This window comes from Paraburkholderia sp. J8-2 (assembly GCF_905220195.1).
Taxonomy (GTDB): domain Bacteria; phylum Pseudomonadota; class Gammaproteobacteria; order Burkholderiales; family Burkholderiaceae; genus Paraburkholderia.
In genome coordinates, this window is the sequence record NZ_CAJMZA010000006.1 from 370,151 (window position 1) to 384,718 (window position 14,568).

14 protein-coding genes are annotated in these 14,568 nt (G+C 60.6%); all 14 read left to right on the forward strand.

The window, feature by feature from the left end; translation table 11 throughout:
- Positions 1-74: 74 nt before the first annotated feature.
- A complete protein-coding gene (locus U5A52_RS17275; protein WP_321935578.1) occupies positions 75-362 on the forward strand; it encodes a hypothetical protein in 288 nt (95 codons plus the stop codon).
- 39 nt (positions 363-401) lie between these two features.
- Entirely contained in the window at positions 402-536 is a 135-nt protein-coding gene (locus tag U5A52_RS17280; RefSeq protein WP_321935579.1) for a hypothetical protein, read from the forward strand.
- Between the two features lie 151 nt (positions 537-687).
- Complete coding sequence (locus U5A52_RS17285) at positions 688-1,581, forward strand: hypothetical protein (RefSeq protein WP_321935580.1); 894 nt, start codon at positions 688-690, stop codon at positions 1,579-1,581.
- A gap of 220 nt (positions 1,582-1,801) precedes the next feature.
- Positions 1,802-3,196 (forward strand): hypothetical protein, encoded by a 1,395-nt coding sequence (locus U5A52_RS17290; protein ID WP_321935581.1) that lies wholly within the window; start codon positions 1,802-1,804, stop codon positions 3,194-3,196.
- 139 nt (positions 3,197-3,335) lie between these two features.
- Positions 3,336-4,685, forward strand: a complete 1,350-nt coding sequence (locus U5A52_RS17295) for a hypothetical protein (RefSeq protein WP_321935582.1) — start codon at positions 3,336-3,338, stop codon at positions 4,683-4,685.
- Entirely contained in the window at positions 4,573-5,232 is a 660-nt protein-coding gene (locus tag U5A52_RS17300) for a phospholipase D family protein (protein WP_321935583.1), read from the forward strand. The genes U5A52_RS17295 and U5A52_RS17300 overlap by 113 nt, the downstream gene beginning before the upstream one ends.
- A gap of 223 nt (positions 5,233-5,455) precedes the next feature.
- Entirely contained in the window at positions 5,456-6,700 is a 1,245-nt protein-coding gene (locus U5A52_RS17305) for a site-specific DNA-methyltransferase (protein WP_321935584.1), read from the forward strand.
- A gap of 241 nt (positions 6,701-6,941) precedes the next feature.
- The gene (locus U5A52_RS17310; protein ID WP_321935585.1) at positions 6,942-7,265 is read left to right on the forward strand and encodes a hypothetical protein; all 324 of its coding nucleotides are present in this window, start codon (positions 6,942-6,944) and stop codon (positions 7,263-7,265) included.
- Positions 7,266-7,405: 140 nt separating this feature from the next.
- The gene (locus tag U5A52_RS17315; RefSeq protein WP_321935586.1) at positions 7,406-7,618 is read left to right on the forward strand and encodes a hypothetical protein; all 213 of its coding nucleotides are present in this window, start codon (positions 7,406-7,408) and stop codon (positions 7,616-7,618) included.
- A 298-nt stretch (positions 7,619-7,916) separates the two neighbouring features.
- Positions 7,917-10,343, forward strand: a complete 2,427-nt coding sequence (locus tag U5A52_RS17320) for a hypothetical protein (protein WP_321935587.1) — start codon at positions 7,917-7,919, stop codon at positions 10,341-10,343.
- A gap of 117 nt (positions 10,344-10,460) precedes the next feature.
- Positions 10,461-11,258, forward strand: a complete 798-nt coding sequence (locus U5A52_RS17325; RefSeq protein ID WP_321935588.1) for a hypothetical protein — start codon at positions 10,461-10,463, stop codon at positions 11,256-11,258.
- Positions 11,255-12,595 (forward strand): hypothetical protein, encoded by a 1,341-nt coding sequence (locus tag U5A52_RS17330; RefSeq protein ID WP_321935589.1) that lies wholly within the window; start codon positions 11,255-11,257, stop codon positions 12,593-12,595. Before U5A52_RS17325 ends, U5A52_RS17330 begins: the two co-directional genes overlap by 4 nt.
- Positions 12,596-12,681: 86 nt before the next feature.
- A complete protein-coding gene (gene ssb / locus U5A52_RS17335; RefSeq protein WP_321935590.1) occupies positions 12,682-13,257 on the forward strand; it encodes a single-stranded DNA-binding protein in 576 nt (191 codons plus the stop codon).
- A 142-nt stretch (positions 13,258-13,399) separates the two neighbouring features.
- Complete coding sequence (locus U5A52_RS17340; RefSeq protein ID WP_321935591.1) at positions 13,400-14,551, forward strand: toprim domain-containing protein; 1,152 nt, start codon at positions 13,400-13,402, stop codon at positions 14,549-14,551.
- The last annotated feature ends 17 nt before the right edge of the window (positions 14,552-14,568 follow it).

The following is a 14,568-nucleotide window of genomic DNA, read 5'->3' on the forward strand; positions in this document are numbered from 1 at the left end:
TCCTGATCAATCCCGCCGAACTGTTCGGCATACGTCTGGTTGGTCCAGATGGGACAAGCATCAAGGAGTAGTCCATGAAAAAAACCATAAAAAAGGAATTGGCAGAAATGCTCGACGAAGCCGCAAAAATGTTCCTGTCGTTGATGACGGACGTTGTGCTGGGTTCGGCCGCGCTTTTTGTCGTAGGCGCATCCGCCGCAGGATTTGGCTGGCTTAACGGCAAGCTGGAGACTGTGGTACATGATCCGGTCGTCAGCTTCGTGCTGGAAGCCGGCCATGTCGTGGTGCTGACCATGCACCTTGTCGTTGTGGTCTGGATAGGCTGGTGCGGCCTGAAGCGCTTTTTCACGCGCTTCCGGTAAGTGGTCAACGCAGGCAATCATCAACAAGGAGGAAAGCCCATGAGCCGGTATGCACAGGTGGTAGTCGAAGAAGCGCGCGACTTTACTGCCCAACTGTTGCAACCTCTCAAGCCGATCGTGCACGCCATTACGGGTGCACTCGGGTTGAACCGGGCGTCGGCAACGACGCACTGATCAACGCCGCAAGGCCACGCATCAACCCATAGGAGAGGGGTTCGCAGCAGTAGCGCGAACCCTTCTTCTTTCAAGCTTGCGGTGCCACAGGTACCGCAAGCCTCTCTCCAGGCTTTTTTACGCCCAACCGGGCATCACTGGAGACCCATCAATGAGCATCATGTCTTTTCCCGAGCGCGGCCCCTGGGGCGACGCAAAGTGGCGCGGCAACTGCAGTGGCCATGTCTACAAGCAACTGTTCGGGCAGCTACTGCGCGACATCGCAGACCCCGTGTTCATCGACCCGATGATGGGTTCTGGCACCTCTATCGAGGTAGCAAGGGAGATGAACATCCGCGCGTACGGGCTCGACCTGCACCAAGGATTCAACATCCTGCGCGACTCGATACTTGAGAAGACGGGCGAGCCAGGCAATCTCGTGCTCTCGCACCCCCCGTACCACTCCATGATCGCGTACAGCGGCGAGCAGTGGGGCACCGAGGCACATCAAGATGACCTCTCGCGCTGCGCAGACGACGAAGACTTCCACCGCAAGATGCAGTTGGCGCTCCTGAACCAGCGCGAAGCCACGATACCGGGCGGCTACTATGGCTGCATCATCGGTGACTGGCGCCGCAACGGCGTCTACACGTCGTATCAGGCCGAGATCATTGCGCGCATGCCCGCAACGGAACTCGCGGGGGTCCTCATCAAGGCCCAACACAACGCCCAAAGCTCGTTCAAGTCGTACGGCAAGATGAAGCTACCGTTCATCACTCACGAGTACATCCTGCTGTTCTCGCGCAAGCGGGCTACGGTGCTCGCGGTGCTCGGTGCGATCGCCTCACAGGCTCAGGCTCGTCTGCAGGGAACCTGGCGCAACGTGGTTCGAAGCGTGCTCATGCAGCTTGGCGGCAAGGCACCGTTGTCGGCGATTTACGAGAAGGTTTCGACGTCGACCGACAAGATCGAGAGCAACAGCACGTGGCGAGAAAAAGTACGCCAGACGCTCCAGATCTACCCGGACTTTTGCCCGGTCGAAAAGGGCGTGTGGGCACTCGCCTGACCGAAACGCGACCGATTCAATATGACCACGGTCAGGCGGGCAGCTGTTGCTGTCCGCCTGCCGGTCCTCCACCGCAGCAACCTGCCGCAGTACGGCCATGTCACGCATGGCCGTGCGTTCGCGCATGACTTCCTTTCTTCGCCAGCACTGGCATCAGAGGATCGACAGGGCATCCGCCCGCGATAACCGATCTGGACGCACGTCCGAGAGGAAGCAACCTATGAACAAGGCCATGACCATCCTTGGCAATCGCACCACCGAGAAGTACGGCGGCCCGCGAGCCTCGGGGAAAATCCGCTGCGGCACGAAGGTGTTGACCGCGCCCGCGCAGTCCAACGAGCAGGCAGTAAAGATCTACGAAACAGGCCGTGCAACACGCCGTCGCGCGTCGTTGATCGAGAAAGAGATCACGGAAAAGACAAGGCTGAGGAACCCCATGCGGCCCGTGAACACGCGGGAGTTTCACCTCGCAGCGGACGACTTCACGATGGCGGTCCTGCCGGAAGCAATCCTCGCGCAGTACGGCGAAGACGTGGCTGGGCGCCGCGTGCTTCATCGCTTCCCGGTGTTCTTCCACAGCAACGAACTCTTCGAGTTCTTCCCGCATCGCTTCGAGAGCCACGCCGGCGACGACAAGTTTCATTCGTCGTTCAACGCAGCTGGTGTTCGAGTCTGCGAGCGGCTCGCTGCACCCGATCCGGAAACGATCAAGGCGCAGCGTGAAGCAGGGGTCAAGCGGTTGCCTCCGCGCGACTGGCAAGTGCGGGGGCTTTGCGAGCCTTCCGTGTGCAAGGAATTTCAGGCGGGGCACTGTACGTTTCGCGGGCACCTGAAGTTCTATGTGCCGGGCGTTGTCGGCCTCGGCCTCGTGGAAATGGAAACGAGCTCGGAATATGCAGCGGAGAACATCTGGTCGACGCTCGATCAGATTCGCAACGCGCTCGGTTTTGTGCCGAACTTCAATCCGAAGGATCCGGGCAGGCCTGTTTTCTGGATCACGAAGGTGCAGGAGCAGCGGACGTACTTCGACGCCAACGGGAACAGGAAGCAGGGCTTGCAGTGGGTCCCGACCATCGTCCCGGAAATCGACATCGCTGCGATGCTCAGCCTTGGGCGCACGCCGATGCCGGTTGCCGCGCCGCCTGCCTGGCTGGCAAGCGTGTCGGAGGCTCAGCCGCTCGCGCGTGAGGAGCAGACCGTGCCGGAAGCGAGCGAAGTGCAGAAGGGCGCTAGTCCGATCGCACACATCGAAGAGATGTTGCACTCTGCCGGGATCAACCGCGAGCTCTTCCTGCGTTACGTAGAGCATCGGTCCGGTACGGGGTGGGAGATCAAACCCGCGGAGGTCGAAGGGGCTACCCAGGCACTGGCGAAAATCGCGAAGTACGGTCCGAAGGTGGACCTGCTCCTCGAAGCACGTCTCATTCCCCGGGACTACGACATCGATGCTGCTCTCTTTGCACGATATGCGAAGAAGGCCGTCGGGGAGTGGGAGCGCAACTTCACGCAGATGGGTGCCCTCATCGCACACGTGAGGGAGCTCTTCGCAAACGGACGCGATGCCGGGCTCGCGGCAATGAAGGCCGCCTGCCCCGAGGAAGTCGTCCAGTCGTAACGTAACGCGGCTCGAAGCCGCAGGAAGTCTCCCCAACAGGGGAGGCTTCCCGCTGGTACCAAGGTTCTGCTGCCTGGTACCAGCGGGAAGTCTGAAGGCTCCTTTTCTTGTTCGCCACACAGTGGCATGGGAGCAACCAATGAACGGCAAACAAAGCGCGGGTGTTGTACGGATTGCCCAGTTGGGTGACCTGCATTACTCCCCAACCAACCTCGTCGAGTCCTCGCGATGTACCGATCACGCCGTAACCGTGGCGATCGGGGAGGGGGTGGACGTGGCAATTTTCACGGGCGATTCGACTGACCACAAGCAGGATGCGCACTCGCCGGCGCTGCATGCTCTCATGCATCAGATCCGGCGCCTCGCGGATCACTGTCCGGTGCTGATCATCCAGGGCACCTTCCTGCACGACTACCAGGGCATGCTGCCGCTCTTTCGCTTCGCGAGCGGACGCTACCCGGTGGAGACGGTCGAGCGCATCGGCCAGGTCGCTCTCGTTGGCAACAGCTGGCGGCCCGTGACGTCGGTCGAGGATCTGGAAGGGGCGCGCCTGCTCGTGTCGTGCGTTCCCACCGTGAACCGCGGCGACCTCGTAGCTTCCGTCGGCGCAGAGCACGTATCCGAAGCCATGGGTGATGTGCTCGCGGGCCTCATGCTCGGCGTCTTCGGACCGATGAACCGCGCCGCACGCGAACGCGGCATACCGACCGTGCAAGTTGGCCATGGAACGGTCCGCGGTTCGATGACAGAGCATGGAGTTCCGATGGCCGGGAAGGACCACGAGTTCACCGCCGGTGCGCTTTACGGCGCGCAAGCCACAGCCACGATGCTCGGTCACTTGCACAAGTATCAGAGCTGGGAGCGCGATGTCGACGGGGTGCACCAGGAGATCGCCTACGGCGGTTCCATTGGCCGCTTTCATCACGGCGAGATTGGGCAAAAGGGATTTCTCGTGTGGACTGTCGGCTCTCATGCGTGTCAACACACGTTGCATCCAACGCCCGCTCGGGTCATGGTGGACTTCTCGTTTGAAGGTGTCCCCGATGTCGCGTGGCTCGCCGAGAAAGCAATCGAATGTGAGGGGGCCTTCGTTCGTGTGCGCTACACAGTCGACGCGGAATATGCGGCGGCGGTGGACACACAGGCGGTTCGTCAGGCACTCGCAAACGCAGCCGACGTGCAGATCGAGTCGAAGCTGCTGGTGACTCAAAGGCAGCGGTGCAGCGGGATTTCAACGCTACCGACGCTCGCCGAGAAGGTAGGAAAGTGGTGCGAAGCAACGCAGAACGATGCGTCGGTCGTCGTACCGAGAGTGCGCATGCTGGGTGTTGGCGATGCGCGATCAATTGCAGGTAACCTGATCAAGGAAATATTCAATGAAGCAAAAACTATTCGCCGCGAGCCTGGCGCTAATGCTGGCGATGGCATCGACCTCTTCGCGGGCGCAAACCGTGGAAGGTCTGATGTCGATGGCGCAGCACGCGTTTAGCGGCGCAACCGAACGTGTCACGCGGGTCGCTCGCTCGGAATCCGTGCAACCCTTCGGAGAGGAGGTTTCCTTCGAACCCGGTGCGACATGGGACTGCGGGTTTTCGCCCAACGGCGGGGCCCTGCCGCGCGTGCTTAAGGCGATCAACGAGGTGCGTGTGCGTCCAGGCGATCGCGCGACGATCCTCGTAGCCGCGTACGAGTTCACTTCTGTCGAAGTCGCGCGTGCGCTAATCGCGGCGAAGCAACGTGGCGTTCAAGTTGCCGTCGTAGCCGACGCGACCGAGAACCAGCGACCGGCGTCGAAGGTTGGCATGCTAAAGGAGAATGGAATTCCCGTACGGGTGGACAATCAGCGTCAAATGCTACATGACAAATTTCTCGTACTGGATGGCACGGCGGTCGAGACTGGTTCGTTCAATTTCACGCGGGCGGCCGCTTCGGATGAGCATGCAGAAAACGCTTGCGTAATACGGCATTCGCCTAAATACGCCGCCCGCTTCACCGGGCACTGGCAAACGCTGTGGCGAGAGTCACAGCCGGTTTAGAAACTCGACTTGAAGCAGCCGGCGTCACACCACGTGTCAAACGCTCGTCTGCACATTGTCAGGTGAGGGGCTGTCCGAAAGGACGGCCCCAAGCCGCTCTAGAGACTCTACGTTTCGATGAGGCAGTACTCATCGAAGCGGTCCCCGCGGCACGTATCGAAGTTGCGTCGCGCCGCAGACCGGCCCCTTTTTTGAACACCCCACGGGGTAAAAGGAGCCAATCATGAAAAGCAAACGCGCAATGCCCACGCAGCAGCAGTTTGTTCTGCCTCTGCTCGACTGTCTGGAGAACGTCGGTGGTAGTGCACGCACGGGTGACCTGTATGACGCGCTCGCACTGAAGATGGGCGTGAGCGACGAAATGCGAAGCGAAACGTTCGTTTCGGGTGATTGCACGTACAACCGCTTCGAGCACACGTGTCGCTGGGCACAGCAAAAAGCCAAGGCCCTCGGCCTTGTGGCACCGACAGGTCGCGCGGTGTGGGAACTGACCGGGCAAGGCAAGGAATCGCTCCATCGTGCGACCCCAGGCCTTGTGATCACGATCTTCGAAACGGCGCAGGGGATCGCGCTCTATGGCCGAGCCGAAGAAGCTGTGGCGCACATCGATGATCGCAGTGTTCGTCTCATCTTCACTTCGCCACCTTACCCGCTCCTGAGGGCCAAGGAATATGGCAATCGAGCGGCCCACGAATACGTCGACTGGTTGCTGCGTATCGCGGAACTCTGGCCGAAGAAGCTCACCCAAGACGGCTCGGTCGTCATCAACCTGGGCGACGTGATGAATCGCGGTGAGCCGTCGTTCTCGACTTACCAGGAGCGGTTGATCATTCGCCTGGAGGACGAGCTTGGCTGGAAGTTGTGTCAACGCTACGCCTGGCACAACCCTGCGAAGATGCCGTCGCCTGCCGAGTGGGTAACGGTTCGCCGCGTCCGAGTAAAGACGTCGATTGAGCCGTTGTACTGGTTCGCGCCCAACGACATGCCGTATGGAGATAACCGTCAGGTCCTCGTGCCGTACAGCGAGTCTATGCGCGCAACCCTTGCGGCTGGCGGTCAGTCAGGCGCGAACCGTCCGAGCGGGCACCAGATGAACAACGGCGCATTCGCGGCAGACAACGGCGGCGCGATCCCGGGCAACCTTTTGAGCTTGAGCAATACTGCCTCGAATGACGGGTACCAGCGGCACTGCCGTGAGAACGGCTTTAAGGTGCATCCGGCGCGATTCCCGGCCGGATTGCCAGAACACTTCATCAAAATGACGACAGTGAAAGGCGACACGGTGTGGGATCCATTCAGCGGGTCGTTCCAGACCGGACGTGTTGCCGAGTCGCTGGAGCGGAACTGGATTGGCACGGAACTGAATCTGGACTACTTCCCCGGCGCGTTGGGGCGGTTCCCGGACGCAACCGTGCATCAAGCGGCGCTGCTCGAGAGACTTCGTCAACCAGAAACGATGTTGGTTTAACGGACCGCGCCGTCGCCCCTCAGGGGGTGGCGGTGCGTGCCTAACCATAAGTCAGCACCCGTGGCTTCCGGGCGGGTGACCCATGCTATAGTCGATCCCAGCCGTTAGATCGGCATCAAGCCAAGCATCAAGCAGTCAAGTCGTTTCATGAATTGCCGCGCGTTCCATTGAGGCACGAACCTCAATCGAGCGCAGTGCGCCGACTCCTTTTCCAAGCGTTAATTCGCAAAAGGGGTGAATCATGAACACAACCATCAAGCGAAACCTCTATAGCCTGACCGGTCATCGCACGACCAGCGGCTGGAACCCGAACGAGAACGACGTCAATGGCGTCAATTCGTTCGAGATGCGTCCGGTCGAAGTGGCGGCTCAGGCAGGTAATGTGGAGGAGTTTCTCGCGATTGTTTCGGACCCCACGTTCGAGTTTCGCGGGACCCGAATTCGCTATTTCGCATCCATCCTTCGAAACTACCGTGGTGGTGACACCGACGACAAGGCTGCATATGCACGTCTGCTCCCGCACATCGTGGCGCTGGAGAATCGTCAAGGTGCGCTTACCGCGTAACCATTGAAAAGCAAGGTCGCCGCTTCCCTAGGGGAGTGGCGCACTGCTGGCGCTCCGCGCGTTCCGCTGATGCAAGTGCCTCAGCCGAGCGCTTTGCGCTGACTCCTTTTCCAGGCGTTAATTCGCATAAGGGGTTAATCATGAAATCGATCTTTAAATCCAACGCGTTTCTGGCCTTCGCAATCCTCTTCGAAAGCGGTTTCATCCTGCTCCTTTGGAGCGCGATTCAAGAGAGCAAGCTCGCACTCCATTCCAGCTACGTGGTTATGGGTGTCGTGGCTCCGGTAGCAGCGGTCGGCGTTGCACTCTTTCCGATCCTGTTTCGCCGTCCGGCGAAGCAACTCGCGGCCTAGCGATTAATCGAAACCACTCGAAAGTCCCTCCGGGGACTTTCGGGCTTTCCCAAACCTCACATTTGATTCATTCAGTCGATGGCCCGCGCGCGAGCCCCATAGCGCCGGTCCCTGTTGCGCCAGTCCGACAAGTTGTGTAGTCTTGGAACTGGTCGCACGGCGGCATAAGCAGTAGTTCAAAAACGCAGTCATTTTTCCCGCGCATTCGCTGCGCGAAAATTGGTCTGCGTCGATCCCGACGTCAGAACACGCACTCGCGTCCGTTTCTGATACGCCGCACAGCGGCATGGAGATCGCAATGAAACCCGCAAAGCTCTTCTTGCGGGGGTTCGCCGGAATCCTGTCCGGACGACGTAAATCCCAGATCACACTTGACCTGACCGAAATCCCCGAATGGGCGAAGCTTGTTGCGCTCGTCGGCGATAACGGAGACGGCAAGACCACGCTGATGGATAACCTGCACCCGTACCGGCTCATGCCGTCAAAGTGCAAGATTTATCGCCCATCGGCGTTTTCGTACTGGGATGTCATCGCTGAACCCCTGGCCCAGAAGCAACTCGACTGGGCTCATGAAAACACCCTCTACCGCACTGACCTCGTCTTCAAGACAACCGGCAAGTCGCAAAGCCAGCAGGCGTACCTGCTGCGCTGGAGTGGCAACGACTGGGCGCCGGTGAAACTTTCCGACGGCACTGTTTCGGACGGCAGCACCGCAACCTACGACCACTGCGTCGAGTCAATCCTCGGCTCGCCCGAGGTGTTCTTCACCACGCGGTTTGCAGCCCACAAGCGCAAGCTGCTTGGGGACTACGAGCACGCTGACGCGAAGGCACTCCTGAGCGCGTGGCTAGGCCACGACGAACTTTTGCGCGACAGCGCAAGCGCTGCCGAGATCGCCATGCACCTGCGGCGCGAACTCGAGGACGTGCAGGCCCGAATCCGTGATGGTGCGGAGGTGCGGGCAGCGTTCGATGCAGCCCGTGCTGAAGTCGGCGCGATCGATGCGCAACTTTCCCGGCACGCAGGTGCGCTCGGGGAGGCTGAATCAGAGGTCATTGCGCTGCGTGAGCAGCGCGTTCGACTCGATGCGCAGGCGGCAGGTCTCAAGCATGTCGAAACGCAGCGTCAGGAATGGCGCGCGCAGATCGACGTCGAGGAAAGGCGCACGGCTGCTCGCCGCAGCGAGATCACGGCTCAATTCTCGAAGCAGGTCCAGCATCTGACCCAACGTGGTACGGAGCTCGAAACCTCGCTTAAGGCGCTCGCGCGAGACATCACGGAAGGCGAAAGCCGGCTGTTGCTGCTCGATCAGCGTATCGCCGAGGAGGGCGCGGTGCTCGATGCGGCCCGGAAGGTGTCGCCGCTGCAGCAGACCCGTCAACTACTCACCGATACGCTGTCTGTGATCGGGCAGCAGATCATCATCCTCAAGCCCCATCGCAGCGCCGTCATGGCGCATACGCGGGACCTTGCGACGGTGACCGCGAACGGTACCGCAGCGCGAGCCCAGCACGCTATGCTCGAGCGGACGGCATCGCTTGCTGATCGGGTGCCATGTGCGGGTTCTGGTCTGGCACGTGAATGCGAGTTGCTCACGGACGCACGTGAGGCACGCGCAAAACTGGCGGACGTCGCGACCGAGCTCAAAGGGCAGATCGCGCGCTACAGGCAGTTGCGTGAAAGCCTTGCTGCGACAGATGCCGAAGTCGTTAAGCTGGATGCGCTTGAGGCGGAAGACACGAAGCTTCGAAAGGAACTGGACAGGGCGGTCCAGGACCTTGACGCTCTCGTGCCGATCGCCGCCAAGTCCACGCTGATTGAAGAAGCACGGGCCGCGAGGCCTGGGCTGATCGAAACGCTCGACGGCAAACGCGCGACCCAAAGGGCGCTTCAGGCTCAGCATGCAGCACTGCAGACTGAGATCGTCGTGGCGAACACCTCCTGCCAAAGCCTCATTCAGCAGGCACACGACGCACATCACGAAGCGCTCAAGGCAATCGAAGTGAAGCTGGCGGCATTGCCGGCGACGGCCGACCCCAATGCAGTCAAGGCAGTTGCTGAGGCTTTGGCTGCGGCCGAGCGCACTACCGCGTCGCTCAAGGCCGATATCGCCTCCGCGCAGACACTTCGTGCGCAGGCGTACGAGCGGGTCGGCCACGCACAGGCTTCGCTTGTGGGACTGGAGCCGCTACCGTCGATCGCGGAACGACTGGCGCGAGAGATCGAGGGCTGGGAACTTGTGGCTCTGGCACTTGGCCGTAACGGGCTGGTTGCCTTCTCGATCGATGACGACGGTCCTGGCATTGCGGAGATCGCCAACGATCTTCTCGTTGCCTGTTACGGACAGCGGTTCTCGCTTCGCTTCGAGACGCAAAAGTCGCTGCGCTCCGGCGCGCTTCGTGAAGGCTTCGAGATCATGGTCCTGGATGCTCAGGATGGTCGCGAGAAGCCCGTAAGGGACCTCTCCGGCGGGCAGTCGGTCTATGTGAACGACTGTCTCATGCGTGCGGTGTCACTTCACCTGGCGCGCTGCAACCGGCTTCATTCCGACACCCATTTTTCGGATGAGACGGACGGGCTGCTCGACGAGACGAAGAAGCGTCAGTTCGTCCAGCTCAAGCGGCGCAGCATGGAGATTGGCGGCTACGCACGAGAGTACTTCGTGACTCAGTCGAAGGAAGTTCAGGGGCTGGCCGACTACGTGATCAACGTAGCCGATCTCTAGCCACCCCGGAAAGACCCACAAGGTCTTTCCCGTACCCGGTGCGGTACGGGAAAGGCATCCCACAGCAATCCCCGGCTTTCTATTTGCCTCTCGGAGGCACGACACAGGGGGATGCATATGAACCTCAATTTGTTTGGCGAAGCCGTATTGGCACCGCCAGCGAAGCTCCCCGCGCTGTTGAGCGATCCCTTACCTCCGGTACGGGTCGTTGCAGTGGAGCGGAGTGCTTTACCCGTAATGGAAATCTGCCAGCACGAGGCCGACGAAGGTGACACGCCCGCGGCAGTAACGCGTGCGGCAGACGTCGGTGGCTCGTGGGCAATCCTGATGAAGGATGCCCGCCGCCGTGCTCACGCGGACGGCGGAATGAACGAGAGCGCGGCCACGCGCCGCGCTCGCGAGGAAGAAGAGCGAGCCGTGCGTGATGACTCGTCCGACAGGGTTGACCCGGCAGCGTTCGATGCGCTGCTGTGCCAGATCGATGACGGCGATGACGCTGAGCTTGTGATGTGCAAGCTGCTCGCCAATCTCATGTGGAACGACCTGCGTGCAATCGTCAAGCGCCGCAATTTCGTCGAGAACGCCAATGCGGACCTTTTCGGGTTCGAGAAAAGCGATCGCGACGAGGTGCGGCTTTACGGTGCATTGCAGTGGATCTACGGCCTTCAGGACGCGCGAGCTCCTGAGCCGATTGACGGGGGATCGATCGTCGACGTGATGGTGACGTTCGAATTCGTCTGTCATCGGCTCGGATGGGGCGCAGAGCGAATCCGCCGGGTGGTTGCTCGCTGTGTGCGCGAGCACTTCGCACCAATGCTTCGAGCAATCGAAGCGCTTTGCGATGCCGGCTTCGTTCTGAAATGTGAGCGCAAGCTCGAAGAATACGTAGACGTTACAAATTGGAGGAAATCTTGAAGACGCAAACTTTCGGACGCTACGGACGGCGCCCCGCGCATAACGCTGGGCTGTTCGCGATGCTCGCGGCCTTTCTGAAGCTGTGCTTCGTGGCTGTGAAGCTCACCTGGGCGGTGCTGTATTTCGTCACGGTGAAATCCGGTCGCGAGTACTCGAAGTTGAGTGCGAAGGTCGCAGCAGCGCGCGACGTTGCAAACGCCAAGCGCGCGGTCGAAGCGGAAGTCGCGGCTCAACGCACGACGGCTGCTACTGCTAAGGAAGCGCCGGCGGCGTCAGCCCCGAAGGCTGAGAGGACGGTGAAGCGTGAGGCTTCCTCGCCTTCAAAGCTTAACGACGCGACCGACGAGGCTCCCGCGAAGGTGATTCGTCGAGCGTCGGCCGATCATCCGTCAACGATGGGTAAGGGCTACTGGGCACGTCGTGACGAGCGGTCAGTGGCGTTCCAACACCACACGGAGGAAATCGCCGGCAAGAAGGTCCTGTTCTCAGTCTATGTCGAGGACGGCCAGATCAGCGAAATCCGTCGCATGCATCTCGGGCACCCCCGGGTCACGCTCGCCCCCTACATGCGCAGTACGGCTGCGGGAGAGAAGACCGCGTTTTCGCTTACCGAGGCGATCGCCTTTACGGGTCGCGAGTTCGCGAACGCAAAGGCAACGCGTACCCGTAAGAAGGCGACGTCTGCGGCGGAGAAGCAAACGGCTAACGGTGCAGCAAAGGCCACGGATCAGCCCGCAGCGCCCGTCCAAAAAGCGGCGACCCAAGGCGACCCCTCGATGTATGAGCCTGCGTCGCAGTACGAGCACGCGCCGATGTGGATGGATGTGCCATGCGCCGAAGAACTCGATGCGCAAAAGGCCTCCACGGCCACACGTGCGCAATCGCAACGAGAATCTCGGCCGCAACCGCAGCAAGCCCAAGCGTCTCGCACGCGCGAGCCTGCACCAGCGCCACAGCGTGTGCCCCGTGAGGCGCCCGCGCCCGCGGGGGCCACGACAGTAGACGGTGGCTGGGTTGAGGAAGAGATCTCCTATCGTGGCCAGAAGCGGCACGAAGGCGTGGTGCTGCGGCACGGCACGACACTTCAAAAGCCGGAAAAGGGCGAGCCGTTCGAGATCTACGCGATCGACATCCGGACGAAGAACGGAGAGGAGCTTCAGTTCCGTGGCTACCAGGTGGAAGAGTTCGTCAAGCAGCACTTCGTGCGTGCTGGCGACACCATCACCCTGAAACGCGGCTTCCAGAAGGCGTGGCGTACGAAGGCGAACGGAAAGACGGAGCACAAGACCATCAATCACTACGACGTTCACGTCGTGAAACGTGGTCGAAGCAAATAAGGTCGGGGGCCGGTCAGCGATGCTGGCCGGCCTCACCTAAAGCAGGAATTTTTAGCAACAGCTCAGATGAGCAAGGGAGTCATGAAATGGCATCAGTGAACAAGGTCATCCTGGTTGGCAATCTCGGAGCCGATCCCGAGGTGCGTTATCTGCCGAGCGGGGACGCGGTGGCGAACATCCGCCTCGCGACGACCGATCGATACAAGGACAAGGCCTCGGGTGAGTTCAAGGAGGCGACCGAATGGCACCGGGTGGTGTTCTTCGGGCGTCTTGCCGAGATCGTGTCCGAGTACCTCAAGAAGGGCTCGCCCGTGTATCTCGAAGGCCGTATTCGCACGCGCAAATGGCAGGCCGAAGACGGCTCCGATCGCTACTCAACGGAGATCGTCGCTGACCAGATGCAGATGCTTGGAGGTCGCACTGGTGGCGGTGATGGTGCTGATGGTGAGGATCGGGGCGGTAATCCCCGCGCCTCCCGCTCATCCGGTAACCGACCGTCGCAAGGTGGCGCTTCGCGTGGTGGGTCGGGCGGCGGTCATTCGAATCGACCGGCCTCCGGTGTGCCGGCGAATGGCGGCTATGACGATCCTCCGGATGACGACATCCCATTTCTCCTGGACGCCTCTTTGGCGGACTGGCAGCGGGCATCGTCAACGATGTAACAAGGACCGGAAACGGTTCGGGAAAGTCCCCTTCGGGGGCTTTCCTGATGGGTGTGCGTGCATCCATCAGGAAGGCTCAACTCGAGTCTGATGACGTAGTGCGCCTTTTCATTTAGCCAATAGTTGGCAAGAGGCAGACATCATGAAAGACGGAAATGAACGGGTCGACGTGACCAAGGTCGATTGGCTCAACGTGGCGCCGTACTACCTGGATGACAAGGACCTCCTGAGCGGCCTGTGGACGACGTGTCCTATGTGCTCCGGCTCGAAGTGCTTCCGCATCATCTGGGATAGCCGGAAAGGAGGCACAGCCTGGTACTGCGCAAAGGAAGAAACGGGGGGCAGCGGCCTCGTGAGCGTCATTCACGAGATCACCGGGAAGCCCATCGGGGAGATTTTTGCCGAACTCCGGAGCAAGAATTACAACCAGGGGCGTCCACCTCTGGTTCCTGCAACTCCCGCGAAAGCGTACAAAAAGAAGTCGCCGGATGAGGCACGCGCCGCATTGCGTCGGGTCTGGGAAAGCAGTCGCCCTATTACAGAGGAGACGCCAGCGTGGACTTACCTCTCTGGCAGGATTCCGGGCTTGCGCATTGAGTGGCTCGGACCCGATCTGCGCTTCCATCCTGGGATCGACTTCTGGATGGACGAGAAATTGCAGGGGCGCTTTCCGGTTTTTCTGCAGCGGCTGGTTGCTGCGGGGGATCTGACTGCACGCACGCTTCAGCGGTGCTTCCTGCTGCCTAACGGGCAAGGAAAAATCGCCTTCATCAACAAGGATGGCGAGCCGGAGTCCGCCAAGAAGGAGATGGCATCACCGGCCGGCCCACAGGGCGGCTCGATCCGGCTAAACACGTGTGTGTCCAGACGTGTCGCTCTGACCGAAGGTGCGGAGAACGGATTGGCGGTGGTCGCCAAGTACGAAAACCGTATCGAGGTGCGCAGCATGCTGAATTGCGGCAATCTCGAGAAGGCTGATCTGGACTGGTCAAGGTACGACGAAGTGATCATTTATGCGGATCGCGACTCGGAGAAAAGGCGCAAGCTACGCGGCCAGGACGAATCTGTTCTTATCCGCGCGGGTGAGCATCACGCAGGCCTGCTCGCAGCTCGCTTGCGAGCGATGGGTAAGACCGTGCGGGTGATCGCACCGATCAAGGAAGGCATGGACTTCTGCGATGTCTGGAAGTTGCAATACGAGCGTCGGCTGCAACGGCTTGCGGATCGCGCAGTGCGTCGGGAAGAACGAGAGCGTCAACGTCACCAGGCTGGCGCCGAAAGGTTGGCTGCATGAGACCGACGACAGGCAAC